General features: G+C 47.4%; 17 protein-coding genes and 1 tRNA gene. 11 read left to right on the top strand and 7 right to left on the bottom strand.

Features of this window, described 5'->3' with window-relative positions; translation table 11 throughout:
* Nucleotide 1 precedes the first annotated feature (1 nt).
* On the top strand, nucleotides 2-2,068 hold the full coding sequence (locus tag QJS83_RS15135) for a sodium-translocating pyrophosphatase (RefSeq protein WP_284606061.1): 2,067 nt from the start codon (nucleotides 2-4) through the stop codon (nucleotides 2,066-2,068).
* 199 nt (nucleotides 2,069-2,267) lie between these two features.
* On the top strand, nucleotides 2,268-2,798 hold the full coding sequence (locus tag QJS83_RS15130) for a hypothetical protein (protein WP_284606059.1): 531 nt from the start codon (nucleotides 2,268-2,270) through the stop codon (nucleotides 2,796-2,798).
* Between the two features lie 10 nt (nucleotides 2,799-2,808).
* Here the strand turns inward: QJS83_RS15130 and QJS83_RS15125 are convergent, their stop codons facing one another.
* Nucleotides 2,809-3,081 (bottom strand): TMEM165/GDT1 family protein, encoded by a 273-nt coding sequence (locus tag QJS83_RS15125; protein ID WP_284606058.1) that lies wholly within the window; start codon nucleotides 3,079-3,081, stop codon nucleotides 2,809-2,811.
* Between the two features lie 79 nt (nucleotides 3,082-3,160).
* Here QJS83_RS15125 and QJS83_RS15120 point away from each other — a divergent pair, with 79 nt between their 5' ends.
* The 3 genes from QJS83_RS15120 (at nucleotide 3,161) to QJS83_RS15110 (ending at nucleotide 5,508) form a co-directional block, all read left to right on the top strand.
* Entirely contained in the window at nucleotides 3,161-3,748 is a 588-nt protein-coding gene (locus QJS83_RS15120) for an exopolysaccharide biosynthesis protein (RefSeq protein ID WP_284606056.1), read from the top strand.
* 100 nt (nucleotides 3,749-3,848) lie between these two features.
* Nucleotides 3,849-4,244 (top strand): cysteine rich repeat-containing protein, encoded by a 396-nt coding sequence (locus tag QJS83_RS15115; RefSeq protein ID WP_284606054.1) that lies wholly within the window; start codon nucleotides 3,849-3,851, stop codon nucleotides 4,242-4,244.
* Nucleotides 4,245-4,251: 7 nt separating this feature from the next.
* Nucleotides 4,252-5,508 (top strand): MFS transporter, encoded by a 1,257-nt coding sequence (locus QJS83_RS15110; protein ID WP_284606052.1) that lies wholly within the window; start codon nucleotides 4,252-4,254, stop codon nucleotides 5,506-5,508.
* Here QJS83_RS15110 and tsaA read toward each other — a convergent pair.
* Genes tsaA through QJS83_RS15090 form a run of 4 tightly spaced genes read right to left on the bottom strand, consistent with a single transcriptional unit; the run spans nucleotide 5,483 to nucleotide 10,013 of the window.
* Nucleotides 5,483-6,271: a tRNA (N6-threonylcarbamoyladenosine(37)-N6)-methyltransferase TrmO gene (tsaA, locus tag QJS83_RS15105; RefSeq protein ID WP_284606050.1), complete on the bottom strand. Its 789-nt coding sequence runs from the start codon at nucleotides 6,269-6,271 to the stop codon at nucleotides 5,483-5,485. The two genes, QJS83_RS15110 and tsaA, sit on opposite strands and share 26 nt — an antisense overlap.
* Complete coding sequence (locus tag QJS83_RS15100) at nucleotides 6,241-7,023, bottom strand: RNA methyltransferase (protein WP_284606048.1); 783 nt, start codon at nucleotides 7,021-7,023, stop codon at nucleotides 6,241-6,243. The genes tsaA and QJS83_RS15100 overlap by 31 nt, the downstream gene beginning before the upstream one ends.
* Complete coding sequence (gene metG / locus QJS83_RS15095; protein WP_284606046.1) at nucleotides 7,023-9,095, bottom strand: methionine--tRNA ligase; 2,073 nt, start codon at nucleotides 9,093-9,095, stop codon at nucleotides 7,023-7,025. The genes QJS83_RS15100 and metG overlap by 1 nt, the downstream gene beginning before the upstream one ends.
* A gap of 27 nt (nucleotides 9,096-9,122) precedes the next feature.
* Nucleotides 9,123-10,013, bottom strand: a complete 891-nt coding sequence (locus QJS83_RS15090) for a carbonic anhydrase (RefSeq protein ID WP_284606045.1) — start codon at nucleotides 10,011-10,013, stop codon at nucleotides 9,123-9,125.
* 126 nt (nucleotides 10,014-10,139) lie between these two features.
* Between QJS83_RS15090 and QJS83_RS15085 the strand changes: the two genes are divergently transcribed.
* Complete coding sequence (locus QJS83_RS15085) at nucleotides 10,140-11,132, top strand: aminotransferase class IV (protein ID WP_284606044.1); 993 nt, start codon at nucleotides 10,140-10,142, stop codon at nucleotides 11,130-11,132.
* On the opposite strand, the gene mreB is transcribed toward QJS83_RS15085, so the two are convergent.
* Entirely contained in the window at nucleotides 11,129-12,172 is a 1,044-nt protein-coding gene (mreB, locus tag QJS83_RS15080) for a rod shape-determining protein (RefSeq protein WP_284606043.1), read from the bottom strand. The two genes, QJS83_RS15085 and mreB, sit on opposite strands and share 4 nt — an antisense overlap.
* A 1-nt stretch (nucleotide 12,173) precedes the next feature.
* On the bottom strand, nucleotides 12,174-12,788 hold the full coding sequence (locus QJS83_RS15075) for a hypothetical protein (RefSeq protein WP_284606042.1): 615 nt from the start codon (nucleotides 12,786-12,788) through the stop codon (nucleotides 12,174-12,176).
* A 93-nt stretch (nucleotides 12,789-12,881) separates the two neighbouring features.
* On the opposite strand from QJS83_RS15075, the gene QJS83_RS15070 reads away from it, so the two are divergent.
* From QJS83_RS15070 to QJS83_RS15050, 5 genes are all read left to right on the top strand, one after another.
* Entirely contained in the window at nucleotides 12,882-13,649 is a 768-nt protein-coding gene (locus QJS83_RS15070) for a glycosyltransferase family 2 protein (RefSeq protein ID WP_284606040.1), read from the top strand.
* Complete coding sequence (locus QJS83_RS15065) at nucleotides 13,624-14,595, top strand: hypothetical protein (protein WP_284606038.1); 972 nt, start codon at nucleotides 13,624-13,626, stop codon at nucleotides 14,593-14,595. The genes QJS83_RS15070 and QJS83_RS15065 overlap by 26 nt, the downstream gene beginning before the upstream one ends.
* 83 nt (nucleotides 14,596-14,678) lie before the next feature.
* Nucleotides 14,679-14,754, top strand: a tRNA-His gene (locus tag QJS83_RS15060).
* Nucleotides 14,755-15,132: 378 nt separating this feature from the next.
* On the top strand, nucleotides 15,133-15,519 hold the full coding sequence (locus QJS83_RS15055; RefSeq protein ID WP_284606036.1) for a hypothetical protein: 387 nt from the start codon (nucleotides 15,133-15,135) through the stop codon (nucleotides 15,517-15,519).
* Nucleotides 15,520-15,705: 186 nt separating this feature from the next.
* Nucleotides 15,706-17,943 carry a copper-transporting P-type ATPase gene (locus QJS83_RS15050; protein ID WP_284606035.1) on the top strand — a complete coding sequence of 746 codons (2,238 nt, stop codon included), beginning with the start codon at nucleotides 15,706-15,708 and terminating at the stop codon, nucleotides 17,941-17,943.
* Nucleotides 17,944-17,977: the final 34 nt, after the last annotated feature.

Genomic DNA, 17,977 nt, shown 5'->3' with positions numbered 1-17,977 from the left:
AATGTTCAGTGAATCTTTGCTAATTTCTCCTGCTATTGCCGGAGTAGTTGGTTTGATCGTGGCCTTGGCTTTGTACCTTCGCGTGAAGGCACAACCAACAGGCAACGAGACAATGAACCGCATCGCGACTTATGTTCGTGAAGGTTCGATGGCTTTCCTTGTGCGCGAGTACAAGGTTCTTTTTGTCTACGCAATCGTCGTAGGCGCAGCTCTTTGGTTCGCCTTGGGCGGAATCGCAGCAGGATCTTTCATCCTGGGCGCATTCTTGTCTTTGCTTGCGGGCTTCTTCGGTATGAAGGCTGCGACTTATGCCAACGTTCGTACTTCTCAAGCAGCCGCTGGTGGTTCTAAAGCAGCCGCTTTGCTTGTCGCTCTTGATGGTGGCGCTGTAATGGGTCTTTCTGTTGCAGGTCTTGGTTTGATCGGTCTTGGCGCTCTTTATCTTATCTTCAAAGGCCAAGATGTTGTTGGAACTATCCTTCACTCTTTCGCAGTAGGTGCTTCTTCGATCGCTCTTTTCGCGCGTATCGGCGGTGGTATCTATACAAAAGCAGCGGACGTTGGTGCTGATATCGCTGGTAAAGTGATCGAAAACATTCCTGAAGACGATCCTCGTAATCCAGGCGTTATCGCAGATAACGTGGGTGACAACGTCGGTGACGTTGCAGGTATGGGCGCAGACATCTATGAGTCAATGGTTGCTGCGATCGTTTCTGCTATGGCGATTGCTTTGACAATCCCGGTTGACGCTTTGTCTTCTTTGATGAACGGTGCAGATGCTGAAACAACTCGTATGACTGGCGTGGCTTTGCCATTGCTTCTTTCTACGCTTGGTTTGGTGATCTCTATTCTTGTGATCTTCGCAGCTCGCATGTTTAAAAACGGCAAGCCAGCGACAGTTCTTCGCAATGCTTTGATCGTTCCACCAATTATTTTGACAATCGCTTCTGCGGTGTTGATGCCAATGTTTGGTATCAGCCAATCAGTCACTGTGGCTTTGGCTGCGGGTGCTTTCGGTGGAGCTTTGATCGGTCTTATCACTGAGTACTACACAGCGGCTCGTCCAATCCGTCTTGTTGCTGAAGCAGCGTTGACGGGTGCGGGTACTGGTGTGATCCGTGGTTTGGCAGTAGGTATGGAATCAACAGCGATCCCAATGTTGATCGTTGTTATCGCAGCTTACGTGGCTGACCAAGCTTTGGGTCTTTACGGTATCGCTATGGCGGCAGTAGGTATGTTGGCTGGTACAGCAGTTGTAATGACTGTGGATGCTTACGGTCCTATCGCTGACAACGCAGGTGGTATCTCTGAAATGTCAGGTCTTGGTAAAAACGTTCGTGACATCACTGATGAGTTGGATGCAGTTGGTAACACAACAGCAGCTATCGGTAAGGGTTTCGCGATCGGTTCTGCGATCTTGACTGTTCTTGCTCTTTTCTCTGCATTCAACATGGAAGTAAACCATGTGCGTGAAAAAGCAGGTCTTGCAAAAATGTCTTTGGATCTGACTTCTTCTGGAGTTTTGATCGGTATCTTGATCGGTTCTATCCTTCCATTCCTTGTTGGTTCTACAACAATGACGGCGGTAGGTAAGGCTGCGCAAAAAATCGTAAAAGAAATTGCTCGTCAATTTAAAGAAATCCCAGGCCTTCGTGAAGGTAAAGCAGAGCCACAACCAGCTGCGATCGTAGACATCGCAACTCAAGCGGCTCTTTGGGAAATGATTCTTCCAGGTATGATTGCGATCCTTGCTCCGGTAGCAGTGGGCTTCATCTTGGGACCTCAAGCTCTTGCAGGTCTTCTTGCTGGTGGTTTGGCTGTGGGTGCAACGATGTCTCTTTACATGGCGAATGCCGGTGGAGCATGGGACAACGCTAAGAAATTCATCGAAAAAGGTGGATTGCCTGGTCATCCAAAAGGATCTGACGCTCACAAAGCAGCGGTCGTTGGTGACACTGTTGGTGACCCGTTCAAAGATACTTCTGGTCCTGGTATCGCGATCTTGATCAAAGTTATGTCTGTCGTATCTTTGTTGATCGCACAATTGATCGCTACTATCGGCGGTTAGTCCGCGGACGCGGGCAGTGCCGAAGCGTCGCCAGACGCTAAGGCTGAAGCAGCATCAAAAACTAAAACCCATAGTCTCCCGACTATGGGTTTGTTTTTTTAGGAACTCGCTCTTTCCGCGAGCTCATTCTATCTAGACAAGAGACCGAATCATCGTAATCTCTATGACAAGTATTCCTCTGAATTTTATAAATAAGATCATGAGAAGAATTCAACTTGGAACTATCGGCACGCTTCTGTCTCTGACCATCACATCTTGCGGAGGAATCGAGGGGAGTATTTCCTCGGCTCCGAAGTGGATCCCCGATGAAATGTACTATCAAACGGATGGCCACTGCGAAAATGGCGATCTCGTTTTCAAAATTTTAGCAGCAGGCGGAACTCCGCTCTGGACAGACCCTGCGCAAGTCCTTACAGCTCAATCAGATATGTATTTGCAAAAAGACGGAACGTTCACAGTTCGTTACCGCGAATTTCCCGGAACTTCGGGCGCGGCTTCTTATGAAACTCGGCTGAGTGGCTCTTACGTCGTCAATCCAGAAAACGGTGAGATATCTTTTGCTAATTTAGGTCAGGGGAGAGTCATCCAAAGAAACGGGCGATATGCTTTGGATTTTCAATACAACGTCGATATTCATTCTTCACAGTTGAACGGCAAGAAAGCCCGATTTCATTTGTGGAGCTCACTTACGGGGCTGGACAGCGATCGCGCCCAGTATTGTGGCTACTAGAAGCGAAGTCCTAAGCCTTCGCTGTTAAAACCCAAATACCAACTAGAATAAAAAGAGTTCCGGAAACGTACTTCATCACGGCTGGATTGAGGACGCTGCCAAGGAAGCGGCCGAAAACAACGCCTAAAGCTCCAGCTAGGCCCAAGGCCAAGACGACCGCAATCATCACAGTGACCGTCGACTTTGTTTGTGAGGACGCAGCTAACGCAGCAAATTGAGTTTTGTCACCCATTTCAGCCAAAAAAATTGTGATAAAAGTACTCGCAAAAATCTTCCAATCCATGTCAGGTCCTTTAGAATAGGGGATGCGCCTTTCCCAATTGCAAGAATATTGATAAAGGCTGAGGTTAAGGAAGGCAAGTTTGAAAAGCCGTTTTATTGCAGCCATGGATCTTTTGCAGGCGGAAGCTGCGCAAGAAGATCTCACCCTCCATCGCATCTTCTTTCTAATGGGAGAAGAGGGGCACGCTATTTTGATGCTCTTTTTATGTCTGCCGTTCCTGCAACCGATCCCTATTCCGGGCCTTTCGACTCCTCTAGGAATCCTTATAGCACTCGTTGCGTTTTTCTTATTTCGCCGTCGTCCACCCTGGTTGCCAAAGAGATTTGAGAACTTAAAAATTTCTGCGGAAGTCGTAACGAAAGTATCCGAGGTCGCAGAAAAAATTTGGGGTTATGCTTCACGCATTGTTAAAAGCCGTTGGGTCTTTTTTCATGACCATTGGTTTTTCCGCATCATCAATTTGATCGTGTTTGTTGTGAACTCGATGCTGTTGGCTTTGCCGCTTCCCATACCTTTTTCTAATACCGTTCCTGTCGTCGCCATCATTCTGTGTGCTATCGGCCACATGGAAAGAGACGGCATTTTTATCCTTTTTAGCTACTTCTGGTGTCTTATAGTTGCATCCTTCTTCGCAACTTTGGCGCTGGGGGCGATTCACTTCTCCTAACCCTCTCAAAGTCGAGGTGGCAATCTAAGGTCCTTAAGACCTCAAGGTCTTTGTCGGACTTCGGAAGCTCTTCTAGAATGAGCTGCATAGGAGGTGCATTGTGTTTAAGTTCGTTACCGTGTGTGCATTTATGTTGGGTGTGTCTTCGTTTGCGCAAGCAAATGAGATGCACGGAAATGGTCCTTGTAAAGCCGATCGCGAAAAACTTTGTGCGGGCGTAGAGCATGGCAAAGGCGCGATGATGAAGTGTATGAAAGACAATGAAGCGCAACTTTCAGCGGAGTGCAAAGCGCACATCGAGACGATGAAAGGCGCGATGAAAGAAGTTAAAGAAGCATGTCATGATGACTATGAAAAATTCTGTGGCAATGAAAAGCCGGGACATGGTCGGATCATGAAGTGTTTGAAAAAGCACAAAGACGAATTGTCTCAAGCTTGCAAAGACGAGATGGGCGCAATGAAAGAAATGCGCAAAAAAATGAAAAAAGGATCGTAGTATTTAGATGAGAGAGAAAAGTCTTCGTCTGAGTTTGATAGACGCTTTTCTATATTCGTTAATGATTGGTGCCGGCGAGACGTACTTGCCGGCATATTCTTTATCGATCGGCATGGGTGAAATTTTCGCCGGTGTTCTTTCGACTTTGCCTATCGTGAGCGGGGCGTTCTTGCAGCTCATTACTCCGCGTGGTTTACAAAGAGTTCAATCGCATAAAAACTGGGTCGTTGCTTCCGCGATTCTTCAGGCGTTGACGTTTGTCCCTTTGATATATTTCTCTGCCACGCGCGCACCGAATTTTTGGACATTGTTTTTTATTTTAACTCTGTACTGGGGTTCGGGTTTCTCTGCGGGACCCGCGTGGAACTATTGGATGGGGCGTCTGGTGCAAGTCGAAGAGGGCAACCGCTACTTCGCCAAACGAGCTCGCGTGTCGCAAATAGGTATTCTCTTGGGATTGATCGGCGGGGGAGTCGCACTTCATAATAACGTCGAGATCGGACCGTTTTCTTCAGTCTTTACTCTGTTGTTTGTTTTCGCTTTCGGCTGTCGTCTGGTTTCGTCTTTTGTTCTTTCCAGTCAGTTTTTTGATCCGACTTGGAAGAAGGAGCCGAAGCTGGGTTTCCGCGCTTCGTGGAAAGTCTTTTGGGCGAATACTTCCAAAAGACAGTTCTTCTTTTATCTCGCGCCTTTTCAAGCGGCGGTTTTTGTTTCTTCTCCGTTTGTGACACCCTACATGCTCGCTCAAGTGAAGATGGACTACGGCACTTATATGACGGCCATTGGAGTTCTTTTTGTCGGTAAGATATTAGCGTTATCTTTGATCGATCGTTATCGCGGTAATATTTCAGGATTTAATCTTTTGGTGTTCGGGGCGGGGGCAATCGTGCCGCTGCCAGCGATGTGGGCGATCAGCTCGCACTCGTATTATATTTTTGCGTTGCAGCTTCTCAGCGGTCTTTCCTGGGCCTTCGTGGAAGTGGGTCTGTCTTTAATTTTCTTCAAAGACATTAAACAAGAAGAAAAAGTTCCTGTGCTTACGGTCTACAATCTTCTCAATTCGCTCGCGATTATTTTTGGAACTTACGTGGGCGGAAAATTTCTGTGGTACTTCGGGGAAAACGTTGTGAGCTATTATGCGGTCTTTATTCTTGGCACGGTCGCTCGCGCAGCCGGGTTTGTTCCTCTTTACCGATACATTAAGAATCAGTCTCTGGACCTTGTGACGGCAAAGACTTCTACTTCAACGGAAAAAGCGTCTTAAATTTTCTGTGAATTTCTTTATCTTCGTAAGGATCTTCGGTGTTTTGCAGATCCTCGTCGCTATATCCCGAAAATACGTGCAGCACATCCACCTTGTCAGCATGGACAGAAAACTCAGCTCGCCATGTTCTATAGGCGATAACAAAATTTTCGTTTGTGGGTTTCACGCGTTTTTTCTTTGCGTTTGTCGGTTCGTACTCTAACTGATGCTGTAAAAATCCTTGAAGCTGAGTCACCCCTTGGCTGTTCAGCCACGCGATTTGCTGAAGCGCTTTATCAGATAAATGAATGGTGTGCTTGTCGGCATCGTGCAGCCATGCCGGCTCCACGCCCGGAAACGAGTCAGCGTAAGCGATATAAGGTTTGATGTCTAATATCGGACTGCCATCAAGTAAATCCGCTCCGGCAACGCGAATTTTAAGTTTATCAATGGAGAGCACCTTCACACAGCTCATGCCCACAGGGTTTGGACGATAAGGGGAGCGGGTTGCAAAGACGCCAAGTTTTGTTGTGCGCCCTCGTGGCGGAAGCACCATCGGATTCCAATGCGGATTATGATGAAAGGTGAAGAGAACCCAAATGCGCTCGCAGCCTTCAAGGCCAATAAGCGCTTGTTCAAAGTTGTGACCTGGTTCCAATTCAATGTAACCTTCAGAGTGAAACTCATCGGGTTGTCGACCGGCTTCGTAAGGATGCACTTGGTTGCTGCGAAAAACGCCAATGGCGTTGAGTTTTATTTCTTGTTGCGCCACTGTCTCATCCATTCAAAGCCTGCAATAGCAGCTGTCACACCGACGTTTAAAGAGTTCTTGCGCCCGCGCAGGGGAACGATGCGAACTTCATCAATGACCTTTAAAACTTCAGGATCTAAGCCAAAGCGTTCGTTTCCTAAAACAAAGGCGGTGGGTTCGCTTTCAAAAGGTTCATAGAGATCCGTGGCACTTGCCGCTGTTTCAAGAGCGACTATGCGATAGCCTTCGTCTTTGAGTTCTTCGAGGCATTCCAAAAGTTTTGCGGACTCTTGCCATTCTAAATATTCTTGCGTGCCCATTGCGGTCTTTTCCACTTTCCATTGTGTAGGAAGGGGTGTGTAGCCGCAAAGGTAGATCTTTTCCGCACCCAAGCATTCGGCCGTTCTAAAGATAGAGCCGACATTGAAGGCCGAACGAATATTATCGAGAACAAAAACAAGAGGAAGCTTTTCTGCAGGAGCTGACTCTTTGTCGTTTTCCACGATCAGGAAGTCATCATCTTGTAAATTTCTGTGCAAAAGGCGTTCAAACGGAACGGCAAAGCTCACAAAGTGCTTTAACGTCATAGCAGCAACAAGATGTTTTTCGGTCTCCGCTAGGCGGGAGACGTCAGTGTTGTCGGACGATTTTAAATTTCTGATTTTCTCTTTCAGATTTTTAAGATCACTGTCCGAAAAAGAAAAATCCCCCGAGGACTTTTCAAGCTTTAGAAAAAGCTGATGAATTTCTTCGAGGGATTTTTTATCTGAGTTCGAAAGAGACATTATTTCACACGCTGACCGACTTGAGCTCCGTCATCGGCCGCTAATACAAATAAATCGCTGCCGCCACTGCCGGCTGCGAGCACCATGCCTTCGGACATGCCGAATTTCATCTTGCGCGGTTTTAAATTTACGCACACAAGAATCTTACGACCCAAAAGCTGCTCTGGTTTGTAAGCTGTTTTAATACCCGCAATGATCTGACGAACTTGACCGTCGCCAATGTCCACCTTCAAGCGCAAAAGCTTGTCGGCTTCTTTGATTTCTTCTGCTTCAATCACCTGACCAATGCGCAGATCCACTTTTTCAAAATCCGCAAATTCAATTTCCGCAGGACGTTCGGCGTTGCGATCGTCGTTCTTAGCGGCTGCCGCAACGGCCGTTGTTTTCGCAGGCGCTGTCGAGCTTTTTGCTTTAGCCGCTTGAATTTCTTCGTTGATCTTGCGGCTTTCTTCAACCATCGCTTTTACTTTATCGGCCTCAACACGAGTCGCAAGATGTTCATAGTCATTGATGGGACGATGTTTGAGAACCGTATTGATATCAGACCACTTGTAGTCTTGTTCACCCAAAAGTTTCGCCACTTTGGCTGTGTAATGCGGGAGAACGGGTTTTAAGTAAATCGCAAGCAAACGGAACATATTGAGCGTTGTGGTAATAACTTGCTTCGTGCCGCTTGCATCAGCCTCCAACGTTTTCCAAGGAGCTTTTTCGTCGAAGTACTTATTCGCATCATCCGCCAAAGAGCGGATTTCATTCACAGCTTTTGCAAAATCACGCGCCTCATAGTGACCAGCGATCACTTCGCCTTTTTTCTGAGCATGCTCGATCAGTTTCAAGCCTTCCGCATCAGGTTCACTCATCATGCCGTCCATTTTCTTTTTAAGCATTTGGCCGCCACGGGAACCTAGGTTGGTGATTTTACCCACAAGCTCGGAATTCACACGATTTACGAAGTCTTCAAGATTCAAATCGATATCGTCAACAGAGCTATTCAACTTTGTTGAGTAATAGTAACGAAGATATTCCGGATTCAAATGATTCAAGTAAGTGCGAGCCGCGATGAAGGTCCCTTTGGACTTCGACATTTTCTCGCCATTCACCATCAAGTGACCATGGACGAAAACTTGATTCGGAGATCTGAACTCGGCCGCTTTCAAAAACGCTGGCCAGAAAATTGTATGGAAGCGGGCAATGTCTTTCCCGATGAAGTGATACACTTCGCGGTTGGGATCTTGCCAAACATCTTTCAACGTCATGCCCTTGGATTTCGCCCATTGCTCTGTCGTGGACATGTAGCCCATTGGGGCATCGACCCACACATAGAAGAACTTTTTATTGTTCGTCCCCGGAATCGGGAAACCGAAATAAGGCTCATCACGAGAAATATCCAGATCGTGAAGATCTTCGTTAAACCACTCGAGCATTTTTTTGGAAATTTCAGGCGAGCAGTGCTGTGGAATCCACTCTTCAAGATACTTTTTGAAATCATTAAGTTTAAAGAAAATACTCTCACTGTCTTTCAAGACAGGCGCATTACCACAAAGAGAGCAGTGCACGTCTTTCATATCGCTTGGCGAATAAGTCGATCCGCAGACGTCGCATGAATCGCCATATTGTTCTTTCGCGCCACACTTAGGGCACGTGCCTTTAACAAAACGGTCCGGCAAGAACATTTTGTCATGGTTACAATAAAGTTGTTGAATCGCTTGGCTGCGCGTGTGATTTCCTTCCACCATTTTTTTGTAGAAGTGTTCGCACAAAGCTTTGTTTTCCGCAGAGTTCGTTGATCCGTATAGTGAAAACTCCACTTGGAAATCTGCGAAGTCTTTGGTGTGTTCTTCATAACTTTTGGCAATCAAAGCTTCCGGAGTGATGCCCATTTCGCGAGCTTTCACCATAATCGGCGTGCCATGTGTATCATCGGCGCAAATGTAAACGCATTCGTTGCCTCTCATCGTCTGAAAGCGTGCCCAGAAATCTGCTTGAAGGTATTCCACCAAGTGACCCAAATGGATGTATCCATTGGCGTAGGGAAGAGCACAGGTGATGAGAATTTTACGATTTTGATTCATGGAGCGCCTTTCAAATTCACGAACAGATTAACGCCACTCGACCTTGCCGGAATCGAGGTGGTACATAGCCTTCATTATTTTTACCTCACCTGAGGCCAAAACGTCACGCAGGATTGCGGAGCGTTCAGCAAGATCGCGAGCGACACCATCCACGTTCGCCCAAGACTCGTCCAAAAGTCCTTGGGAAGGTTGGGAAGTGGCGTATTTTTGGATGCGAGGTTTAATATCCTCTGCCAAAGCGTTAATAGCAGGGCTTCCAAGGTCAGATCCCTGAAGCGACGCAAGGCTTGCGCGAACGGCGCCACAGGATTCATGGCCCATAATCACGATCAGATTTGCGCCCAAATGTTGAACGGCGTACTCAATACTGCCGATCACGTTGTTATCCAAAGACTCGCCGGCTGTTCTCACAACGAAAACTTCACCTAGCTTTTGATCGAAAACGACTTCGGGAGGAACGCGTGAATCACTGCAGGAAAGAATCACAGCATGCGGTTTTTGAGTTGCGATCAGGCGTGAGCGATCTTTCGCGCTAGCGCCGTCATTACGGAAAGTGCCTTTTACAAAGCGGGTGTTTCCATTCTTCAACCAGCCCAAGGATTTATCAGCAGGCACGGAGCCGGGCTGTCGGGCAGAGTGTTGTTTGCCGTGAGTGGCTTCAATATGTTGAGCCGCAGCTGCGACCGCTTGCTTCATTTCCGCAGCTTCATGATGAGCGTCCGCTTCGGCCTCATCGACTTGGACCGGCGTGATCTCTTTAATGCCGTTACTTTGTGCTTGAGCAGGGGCTTCCGTCTTTGTGCCTTGCGAGTCTTTCAACAAAACTTTTGTGTCTTGTGTGGGTGTACGCTTCGTCTGAATAGAAGAGCACCCGGATACACTGATAACTAGCAAGCTCAACGTGAATAGTCTTAACATTTAACAATCCTCCTCAAGATGAATTCTATTCTCAGGACCTCTAGCGAGGGACGTCAAATTAAAAACAAAAAAACTTTTACCTCTACCAAGGTGCCATTAGAATACCTGCATTGAGGAGAGTAAATCATGTCTGTTTCAATTCTTTCCCCCTCTGAGATTCAAGCAAAACTACTCGAAAAATCCTACGCCGCTCAGAAAACCTATTTAGCGATGTACAGCACCTGGCTTGGCGGCATCGTGAAAGACCCGAGCTTGATGATGGTGCCCGTTGACGATCATCTTGTGCATCGCGGGGACGGAGTGTTTGAAGCCTTGAAGGTCGTCAATGGCCAGGTTTTCTTGATGCAGGAGCACTTGGAAAGACTGGCTTCCTCGGCCGCGCAAATTCATTTGCAATTACCAATGTCCATCGAAGAAATGCGCAATATCATTCTGAAAACCACCGAAGTGTCTGGTGTCCAAAATGCCGTTTTAAGATTGTACATTTCGCGCGGACCGGGCGGCTTTACAACGAACCCTTACGACTCTATTGCCTCGCAAATGTATCTGGTTGTGACTTCTTATACGCCGCTTTCTGAAGAGAAATATTTAAACGGCGTGAAAGTCGGGCGCAGTCAGATTCCTCCGAAAGAACCATGGCTCGCAAAAATTAAAACCTGCAACTACTTGCCAAACGTTTTGATGAAGAAAGAAAGTGTCGACCGCAAAATCGATTTTACAATCGGCGTTGATCCGCAAGGTTTCATGACGGAAGGAAGCACCGAGAACATTGTTCTTGTCGATAAGAACAAAAACCTGCTTCGTCCGAAGCTGCGCCAGATTTTAAAGGGCACGACGATGATGCGCAGTTTTGAACTTGCGCAAGCGCTTGTTGCCGAGGGGATTCTTGACTCTGTTCAGGAAAAAGATCTGACCGAGAAAGATATTTTCGAGGCGCAAGAAGTGATGATGATCGGAACAACATTAGATGTGCTTCCGGTTACGGAATACGAAGGTGCAAAAATCGGGACGGGCAAGCAAGGGCCTGTGGCGCAACGTCTTTTGCAGCTTTTGCGTGAAGATATGAAACAGGGGCCGAAAGTGACCCCTGTGTATCGAACAGAAAAAGTTTTGGCTTAAACTTCCAATTGAATCTTATCAAGAAGCTCGGGGTCGCTCAAAACGGCCTCGCCGCCTTTCGCGATCGCCGTGAGCGGGCTTTCCGCAATTCTCACTGGCAAACGAACTTCATTCTGAATACGCAAATCAAAGTCGCGAATCAAAGCGCCACCACCGGCAAGCACGACACCTCTTTCGATAATGTCAGAAACAAGCTCTGGCGGAGTATGTTCCAAGGCGCGGTGAATGGCGTTGATAACTTCTTGAATGCAGTTATTCATCGCAAGTCCTACGTCTTCAGAGCTGACTTCCATCGTCTTTGTCATCCCTGTTTCAGCGTCACGGCCTGAAATAGTCGCCGTGCGAATGTCTTTTTTAGGAACTGCGGTGCCGATAGAAACTTTCAGGTACTCCGCCGTCGTTTCAGAGATGATCAGTTTTTTGTAGCGACGGAAATAGTCCATGATCGCATCGTCAATCTTGTGACCGCCTACGCGCGCAGCTTCGCAATACACGATATCCGCCAAAGCAATCACGGCCACCTCTGTGGTGCCGCCACCGATGTCGATGATCATATTGCCTTCAGCGGATTTAATATTAAGACCGGAACCGATCGCCGCCGCCATAGGCTCGTCAATCAGAAATACGTCTTTTGCGCCCGCTGTTTTGCAAGATTGAATGACCGCTTTCTTTTCAACTTCCGTCACGCCGTAGGGAAGAGAAACCACCACTCGTGGACGAGAGAAAACGGATTTAACTCCGGGGCCGCTCAAGAAATGTTTCAACATGACTTCAGTTGTTTCGAAGTCCGCAATCACTCCGTCACGGATAGGTTTTTGTGCGAAGATACTGCCGGGATTGTTCGCCAATTTTTCTTTGGCGTCGTTTCCAACAGCGATCACGCGTTTTTTACCGGGGCTTGTTTGTTGGTAAGCGATCAAAGAGGGCTCATTGAGAATAATCCCTTTTCCGCGCGCTGCGATCAATGTGTTCGCCGTGCCGAGATCCACATAAAGATCTGCAGCAGTGCCGGCTTCGTCCTTAAAGAACCATGACAACATATTACTTCCCAAATCCTTTGTGGCTCTCAAATGGGAATGTCGCAAAAATAGAGAGATATGAATACGACTTATTCAGTTCGATACCGAGTTCGGCTCCCAATGTCACATCCTTCCAGTCGGCATAGTGGAATTCAGTGCCAACTGTCAAATTGGACGCGATCGTGTTTTCTTCTTTTGTGTTAAGGAATGTGAAAGGCAATGCGAAGTAAGGAACGGAAAGTCCGTACTCGGTTTCAAACTTTTTGCTCAACATCGGAGCCAACTGCAGTTGCAGAAGATTTTCGCCTTCGTCACGCGCAATACCTGCGCCGGCACGAAGTCCCATCGCCGGTTGATTGTCGACATCGGGGAATGGCATCCACTTAGCGCTTGCAAAAGCGTTGAAATCAACAGCCCCTGCGCCCATAGAGATACGACCGCTCATAGACTCATTGATCGCGGCATCGAAGAAAACGTTGAAGTTGGCTCCACCGCCCTTATTCAAAAGCAATTGAGGTTCCGCGCCGACTTGGTAAGTGCCGACCGGAAGAAGTTCGCCGGATTCCGCGATGCTTAGATAAGCATGCGATGTCGAACTTAAAAAGAGACCTAAAACGAAGTATTTAGCAAATTTCATGTATAAAAACCTTTCGCAGCAAACGCGCACGCAAAAATCGTAGCGAGTTGCGAATCGTTTGACAAGACCTTGATCCAAAGAGACCCTAAAAGGGTGACGAAACTTCCAATATCTCTCGTGATCATCACTTTGAATGAAGAAAACCACATTGAGCGCTGTATTCGCTCCGCTCCCTTCGCCGACGACGTCGTCGTGGTCGATAGCTTTTCGACGGATCGCACCGTTGAGATTGCTGAAAAATGTGGCGCCCGTGTTTTTAAAGAAGCTTGGCGCGGTTTCGGTCCTCAGAAGGCCTTCGCCACCTCTCAGGCGAAAAACCCTTGGGTTCTTTCTCTTGATGCTGACGAAGCTTTGAGTCCTGACCTGGCGGCCGAGATCATGCAAAAGTTTACGGATTTGGACTCCGAGGCGGGGTATCTGTTCCCGCGCAAGTCCTTCCATTTGGGGCGCTGGATTTCGCATGGAGGCTGGTATCCCGATTATCAGCTTCGCCTGTTTAATAAAGATAAATCGCAGTGGAATTCCGCAGCCTTACATGAAAAAGTGGAAGTAAAAAGAACCCTCAAGATGAAGAAAGATCTGCTTCACTGGGTGTTCGACGACTTAAGCGATCAGGTGCGCACGAACGATCGTTACTCCACTTTGGGTGCTCAGCAGATGGTTGCTAAGGGGAAGCGCTTTTCCTACTTCAAGTTGATCTTTAAGCCCTGGGGTAAGTTTGTAGAGACGTACTTTTTTAAAGGCGGTTTCCGCGATGGTTTACCCGGGTTTATCATTTCTGTCGGAGCCGCTTACTCTTTGTTTTTAAAATTCGCCAAAGTGTGGGAGATGGAACGTGTTCGCAAAAAGTCTCAAGGTTAAAGGATTACTTTCACTTTTGGTGATGATGGTCGCTTTCAATGCTCACGCGGTCGTGAAGTATCCTCTCGTTAAAGAATGGTACGGACAAGTTTGGGTGACGGGCAAAGATGGCAAGCGCCTGCAAGTTCGCAATAAGCAGATTCTGCGCGAGAAGGCTCTTCTTGAAACGTCTTTATCAGGACAAGTCAAAGTTCAACTTGATGAAAACCGCATGGTCACTTTGATGGGCGACAGCGTTCTTTCCATTCCGATCATTAGTTGGGAAGAAGGCGATGCGCCGGTTTTGATTTTAAAATCCGGAGAGATGCAGTGGACTCAACGAGGTAAAGAAAAGCCTCGGTACAACATCGCTCTGCGCTCGGATCTGTTCGAGTTCATTGCTCCGCCGGGTGATTTTATTTTTTCGATTTATCCAACGAAAGCTTTTGCCGGAGTTAAGGTTCTTGAAGGCACAATTGAATTTTCCGCTCTGAACGGGGAGGAATCCGTCACTGTGAAGACCGGGCAGCAAGCCGGGTTTCAAGGGGTCCTTGAGGGCGGGGAAATTTCTTACGATGTTCTTTTAAAAGGAAAGAAGATTCCCAAGGGTCAGTTGACGTCGGTGACTTCGCTTGATGCGAAAGAGCTCAGCCGAGCGGCTGACGAAGAGAAAAAACGTCGTCAGGATATCGCTAAAAAACAGGCTCGTGCGCGGGAAGCTATCGCCAAAGCCAAACGTGAAGGCGTGATTTGCTCGGCTCCTCCGGCGAAATTTAACGAATGCGCGTGGGTTTGTTTGAACAATCCTAAATCAGAAAAGAAGGCCTGCGCGGTCGATGCCGGGGCTTCTTGTGTGCGTCGACGCTGCAACGCAAACGGGGAATGGGCCGAAGAAACTGTCCTGAGTGCTGAAAAATCCAGCACCTCCTGCCGCCCGCAGCCCCGCGTAGCCCCTTGTGATTATTAAGATTTTTCCAAAAAACCCGCAAGTCGGTTAAATTCCCTCTTGCACTTTGGACAACAAAGTCCTATAAAAGACCTTCCTTTGTGGTGGCTGTAGCTCAGTTGGTAGAGCATCGGATTGTGATTCCGAGTGTCGCGGGTTCAAGCCCCGTCAGTCACCCCATTTTTCTTCTCTTTTTATCCCTGAATAATCTAAGTATCCGAAATCGTTAACGAGTCTCGTTGCGCGTTTAATTTCGTTTAAAAATTCGTGCAACACAAAACACCACAATGAAACACAGTGCTTGGTGCAACTAAAGTACAACTTTGAGCCTAACTTTGTTGAATCGTCCCTAAACGCTGACTCGGCCCATATAAGGGATTTTTCTATGGCTGAGTTTTTATCTAAGGGAAATCGTGAGACTATCGGGAGTTATCAGAGAAACACTGAGTGCCTTAATCTCATTACAGAGCAATAAATAGGTTGATGATCTTATATCAATTTTTTTATTTGTGACGATTCAAAGAATAAGGATTCAAGCGTTTCTTAAGGATGTGGATAATGGTTAAGATGACTCCCGAAGCTCGAAAGAATTGGCGGAATTTTATCGCCGATTTTCTTATTGATACGGCTGATCTTGAGAGAACCAAGCTTGAGTGGGCTGGAAATAATCCAAGCGTTATTCGATCTTTTGCTGAAGATGTAGAGATGTTTTTGGGTGATTGTCTTTCAAGCCAAGACCTTGCTTATTCGGTGGCCACAGGCTTACTGAGTGAGTCAGAAGCTAATACTCTCAGTCCATTTTATAATGCCTTTAACGCATTTGCGGAAGATGCAATTAAGCTTGGACTTAAAGAGGAAGAAATTTTGGTGGATCCGCGTTGGGGAGAGATCACTCGGTTAGCAGGCGAGGCGTCGCGATTACTAGATGCTTCTCTGAGATCTTAGAGTGTTTGCAAAATTGCTTTTTCAGTACAGACAACACTCTTTCAGTGATGCACTCCGATCAAAAGCATAGAGATCTTTTGAAAAAGGCGTTAGCGAAGAATTAACTTTGCCTTCCCACAATTCCGTCCTTCAGTATTGACCCTAGGCTGCTCAACTATCGACAATCAAGGGGCATACGGAGTTGTCATGAAATCACACAATCATAATCAGCAGTCGCCGCAAACGCATACTCATACTCATCATCACCACAGCCACCATCATCCAGCACCACCTCCAAAACCAGAGCCGAAAAATCAAACGGCCGACACCGAGTACACTTGCCCCATGCATCCCCAGATCCGCCAAAAGGGCCCAGGAAATTGTCCCATCTGTGGTATGGCCCTCGAGCCCGTGACGGTTTCCTTGGAGCAAGAAGAAGACAACCGCGAATACCTGGATATGAAAAAACGTTTTTGGGTCAGCGCGATTCTAAGTATCCCGCTCTTAATGCTGACAATGGGAGGCCGCCGTCTTTTTGCCTCTGAAACCCTTTATTCGGTTTTCAAATGGGTCGAACTCGCACTCGCAACTCCAGTCGTTCTGTGGGGAGGTTGGCCTTTCTTTGAAAGATTTTGGCAGTCACTTAAAAACAAAAGCATGAACATGTTCACCTTAATTGGACTCGGAGTCGCTGTTGCATACGTCTACAGCGTAGTGGCAATTGTTTTTCCGAATGTCTTTCCCGCTTCGTTTAAAGATCCGATGACAGGGGAGGTGGGACTTTATTTCGAGGCCGCCGCAGTCATTGTCACCTTGGTATTGTTAGGACAAGTCTTAGAACTTCGCGCGCGAGGACAAACAAGCTCTGCTATTAAGTCGCTCTTAGGATTAGCACCGAAGACTGCAAGAAAAGTGAATCCCGATGGCAGCGAAGTCGACATTCCCGTTGAACATATCCACGTGGGAGATCAATTTCGAGTACGGCCCGGAGAAAAAATCCCAGTCGACGGCAAAGTTCTTTCCGGTCAGTCCTCCGTCGATGAGTCGATGGTTTCAGGGGAGCCGATCCCCGTTGAAAAACTCCCGGGAGCAAAAGTTGTTGGCGCAACCATCAACGGCACGGGCTCCTTAGTCATTGAAGCGGAGAAAGTCGGAAAAGACACATTGTTGTCCCAAATCGTGCAGATGGTGGCCGAAGCTCAGCGCTCTCGCGCGCCGATTCAAAAATTGGTCGATCAGGTTTCAGCGATCTTCGTGCCATCGGTGATCGTCATTGCGCTTATTGCATTTGCGGTGTGGTCCTTGTGGGGACCAGATCCAAAACTCGCTCACGGAATTATTAATGCCGTCGCCGTTCTTATTATTGCGTGCCCTTGTGCCTTGGGTCTTGCGACACCGATGTCAATCATGGTGGCTTCAGGACGTGGCGCCTCGATGGGTGTTTTATTTAGAAATGCCGAAGCGATCGAGATGATGCGAAAAGTGGATACGATCGTGGTAGATAAAACAGGAACGCTCACGCATGGAAAACCCAAACTCGTCACTGTAAAACCATTCGGGAAGTTTTCCGAAGAGGAGTTTTTATCTCTTTCCGCGAGTCTGGAAAAAGCCAGTGAACATCCGCTGGCTCACGCAATTGTCGTGGGAGCTGAGGAACGACGTATAACATTCAGTGAAACCCAGGATTTTAAATCCATCACTGGCAAAGGAGCACAAGCTCGAATCAAAAATCATCGCGTGGCGATCGGAAACAAAGCCCTCTTTGAAGAGCTGTCGATTCCTTTAGAAAATGCAGAGGCCGAAGCGAACAAACTGCGCGAAGACGGACAGACCGTGATGTATGTAGGAATTGACGGCAATATCGCAGGTCTTTTAGGCGTTACGGACCCGATCAAGGAAACAACCATTCCTGCGATTCAAGCTTTAAGGGAATCCGGCATCAAAGTAATCATGATGACCGGAGACAATGAGAAAACAGCACAGGCCGTGGCGAAAAAAGTGGGCTTAGATGATTATTTCGCTGATGTTCTTCCGCAAGGAAAAGCCGACGTTATCAAAAAACTGCAATCGGAAGGAAAGTTCGTCGCAATGGCAGGCGATGGTATCAACGATGCTCCCGCACTGGCGCAAGCTCAGGTGGGTATTGCCATGGGGACGGGAACGGATGTGGCTATGAATAGCGCTGGCGTCACCTTAATTAAAGGTGATCTGACAGGGATTGTAAGAGCAAGGGCTTTAAGTGAGGCAACTCTGAAAAATATTAAGCAAAACCTCTTCTTTGCATTTATCTATAACACTCTGGGAGTGCCTGTCGCTGCGGGAGTTCTTTACCCGTTTACGGGGCTTCTGCTAAGCCCCATGATTGCCGCCGCGGCTATGAGCTTAAGTTCGGTGTCTGTTATTGGGAATTCCCTGCGATTAAGGAGTAAAAAATTCGAGGTCTAAGCCTCCACTCTGGTCGAGATTCCAACGACTGGAA

The sequence above is a fragment of the Bdellovibrio sp. 22V genome, assembly GCF_030169785.1.
Taxonomy (GTDB): Bacteria; Bdellovibrionota; Bdellovibrionia; order Bdellovibrionales; family Bdellovibrionaceae; genus Bdellovibrio.
This window is presented reverse-complemented; position numbering and strand designations above follow the sequence as displayed.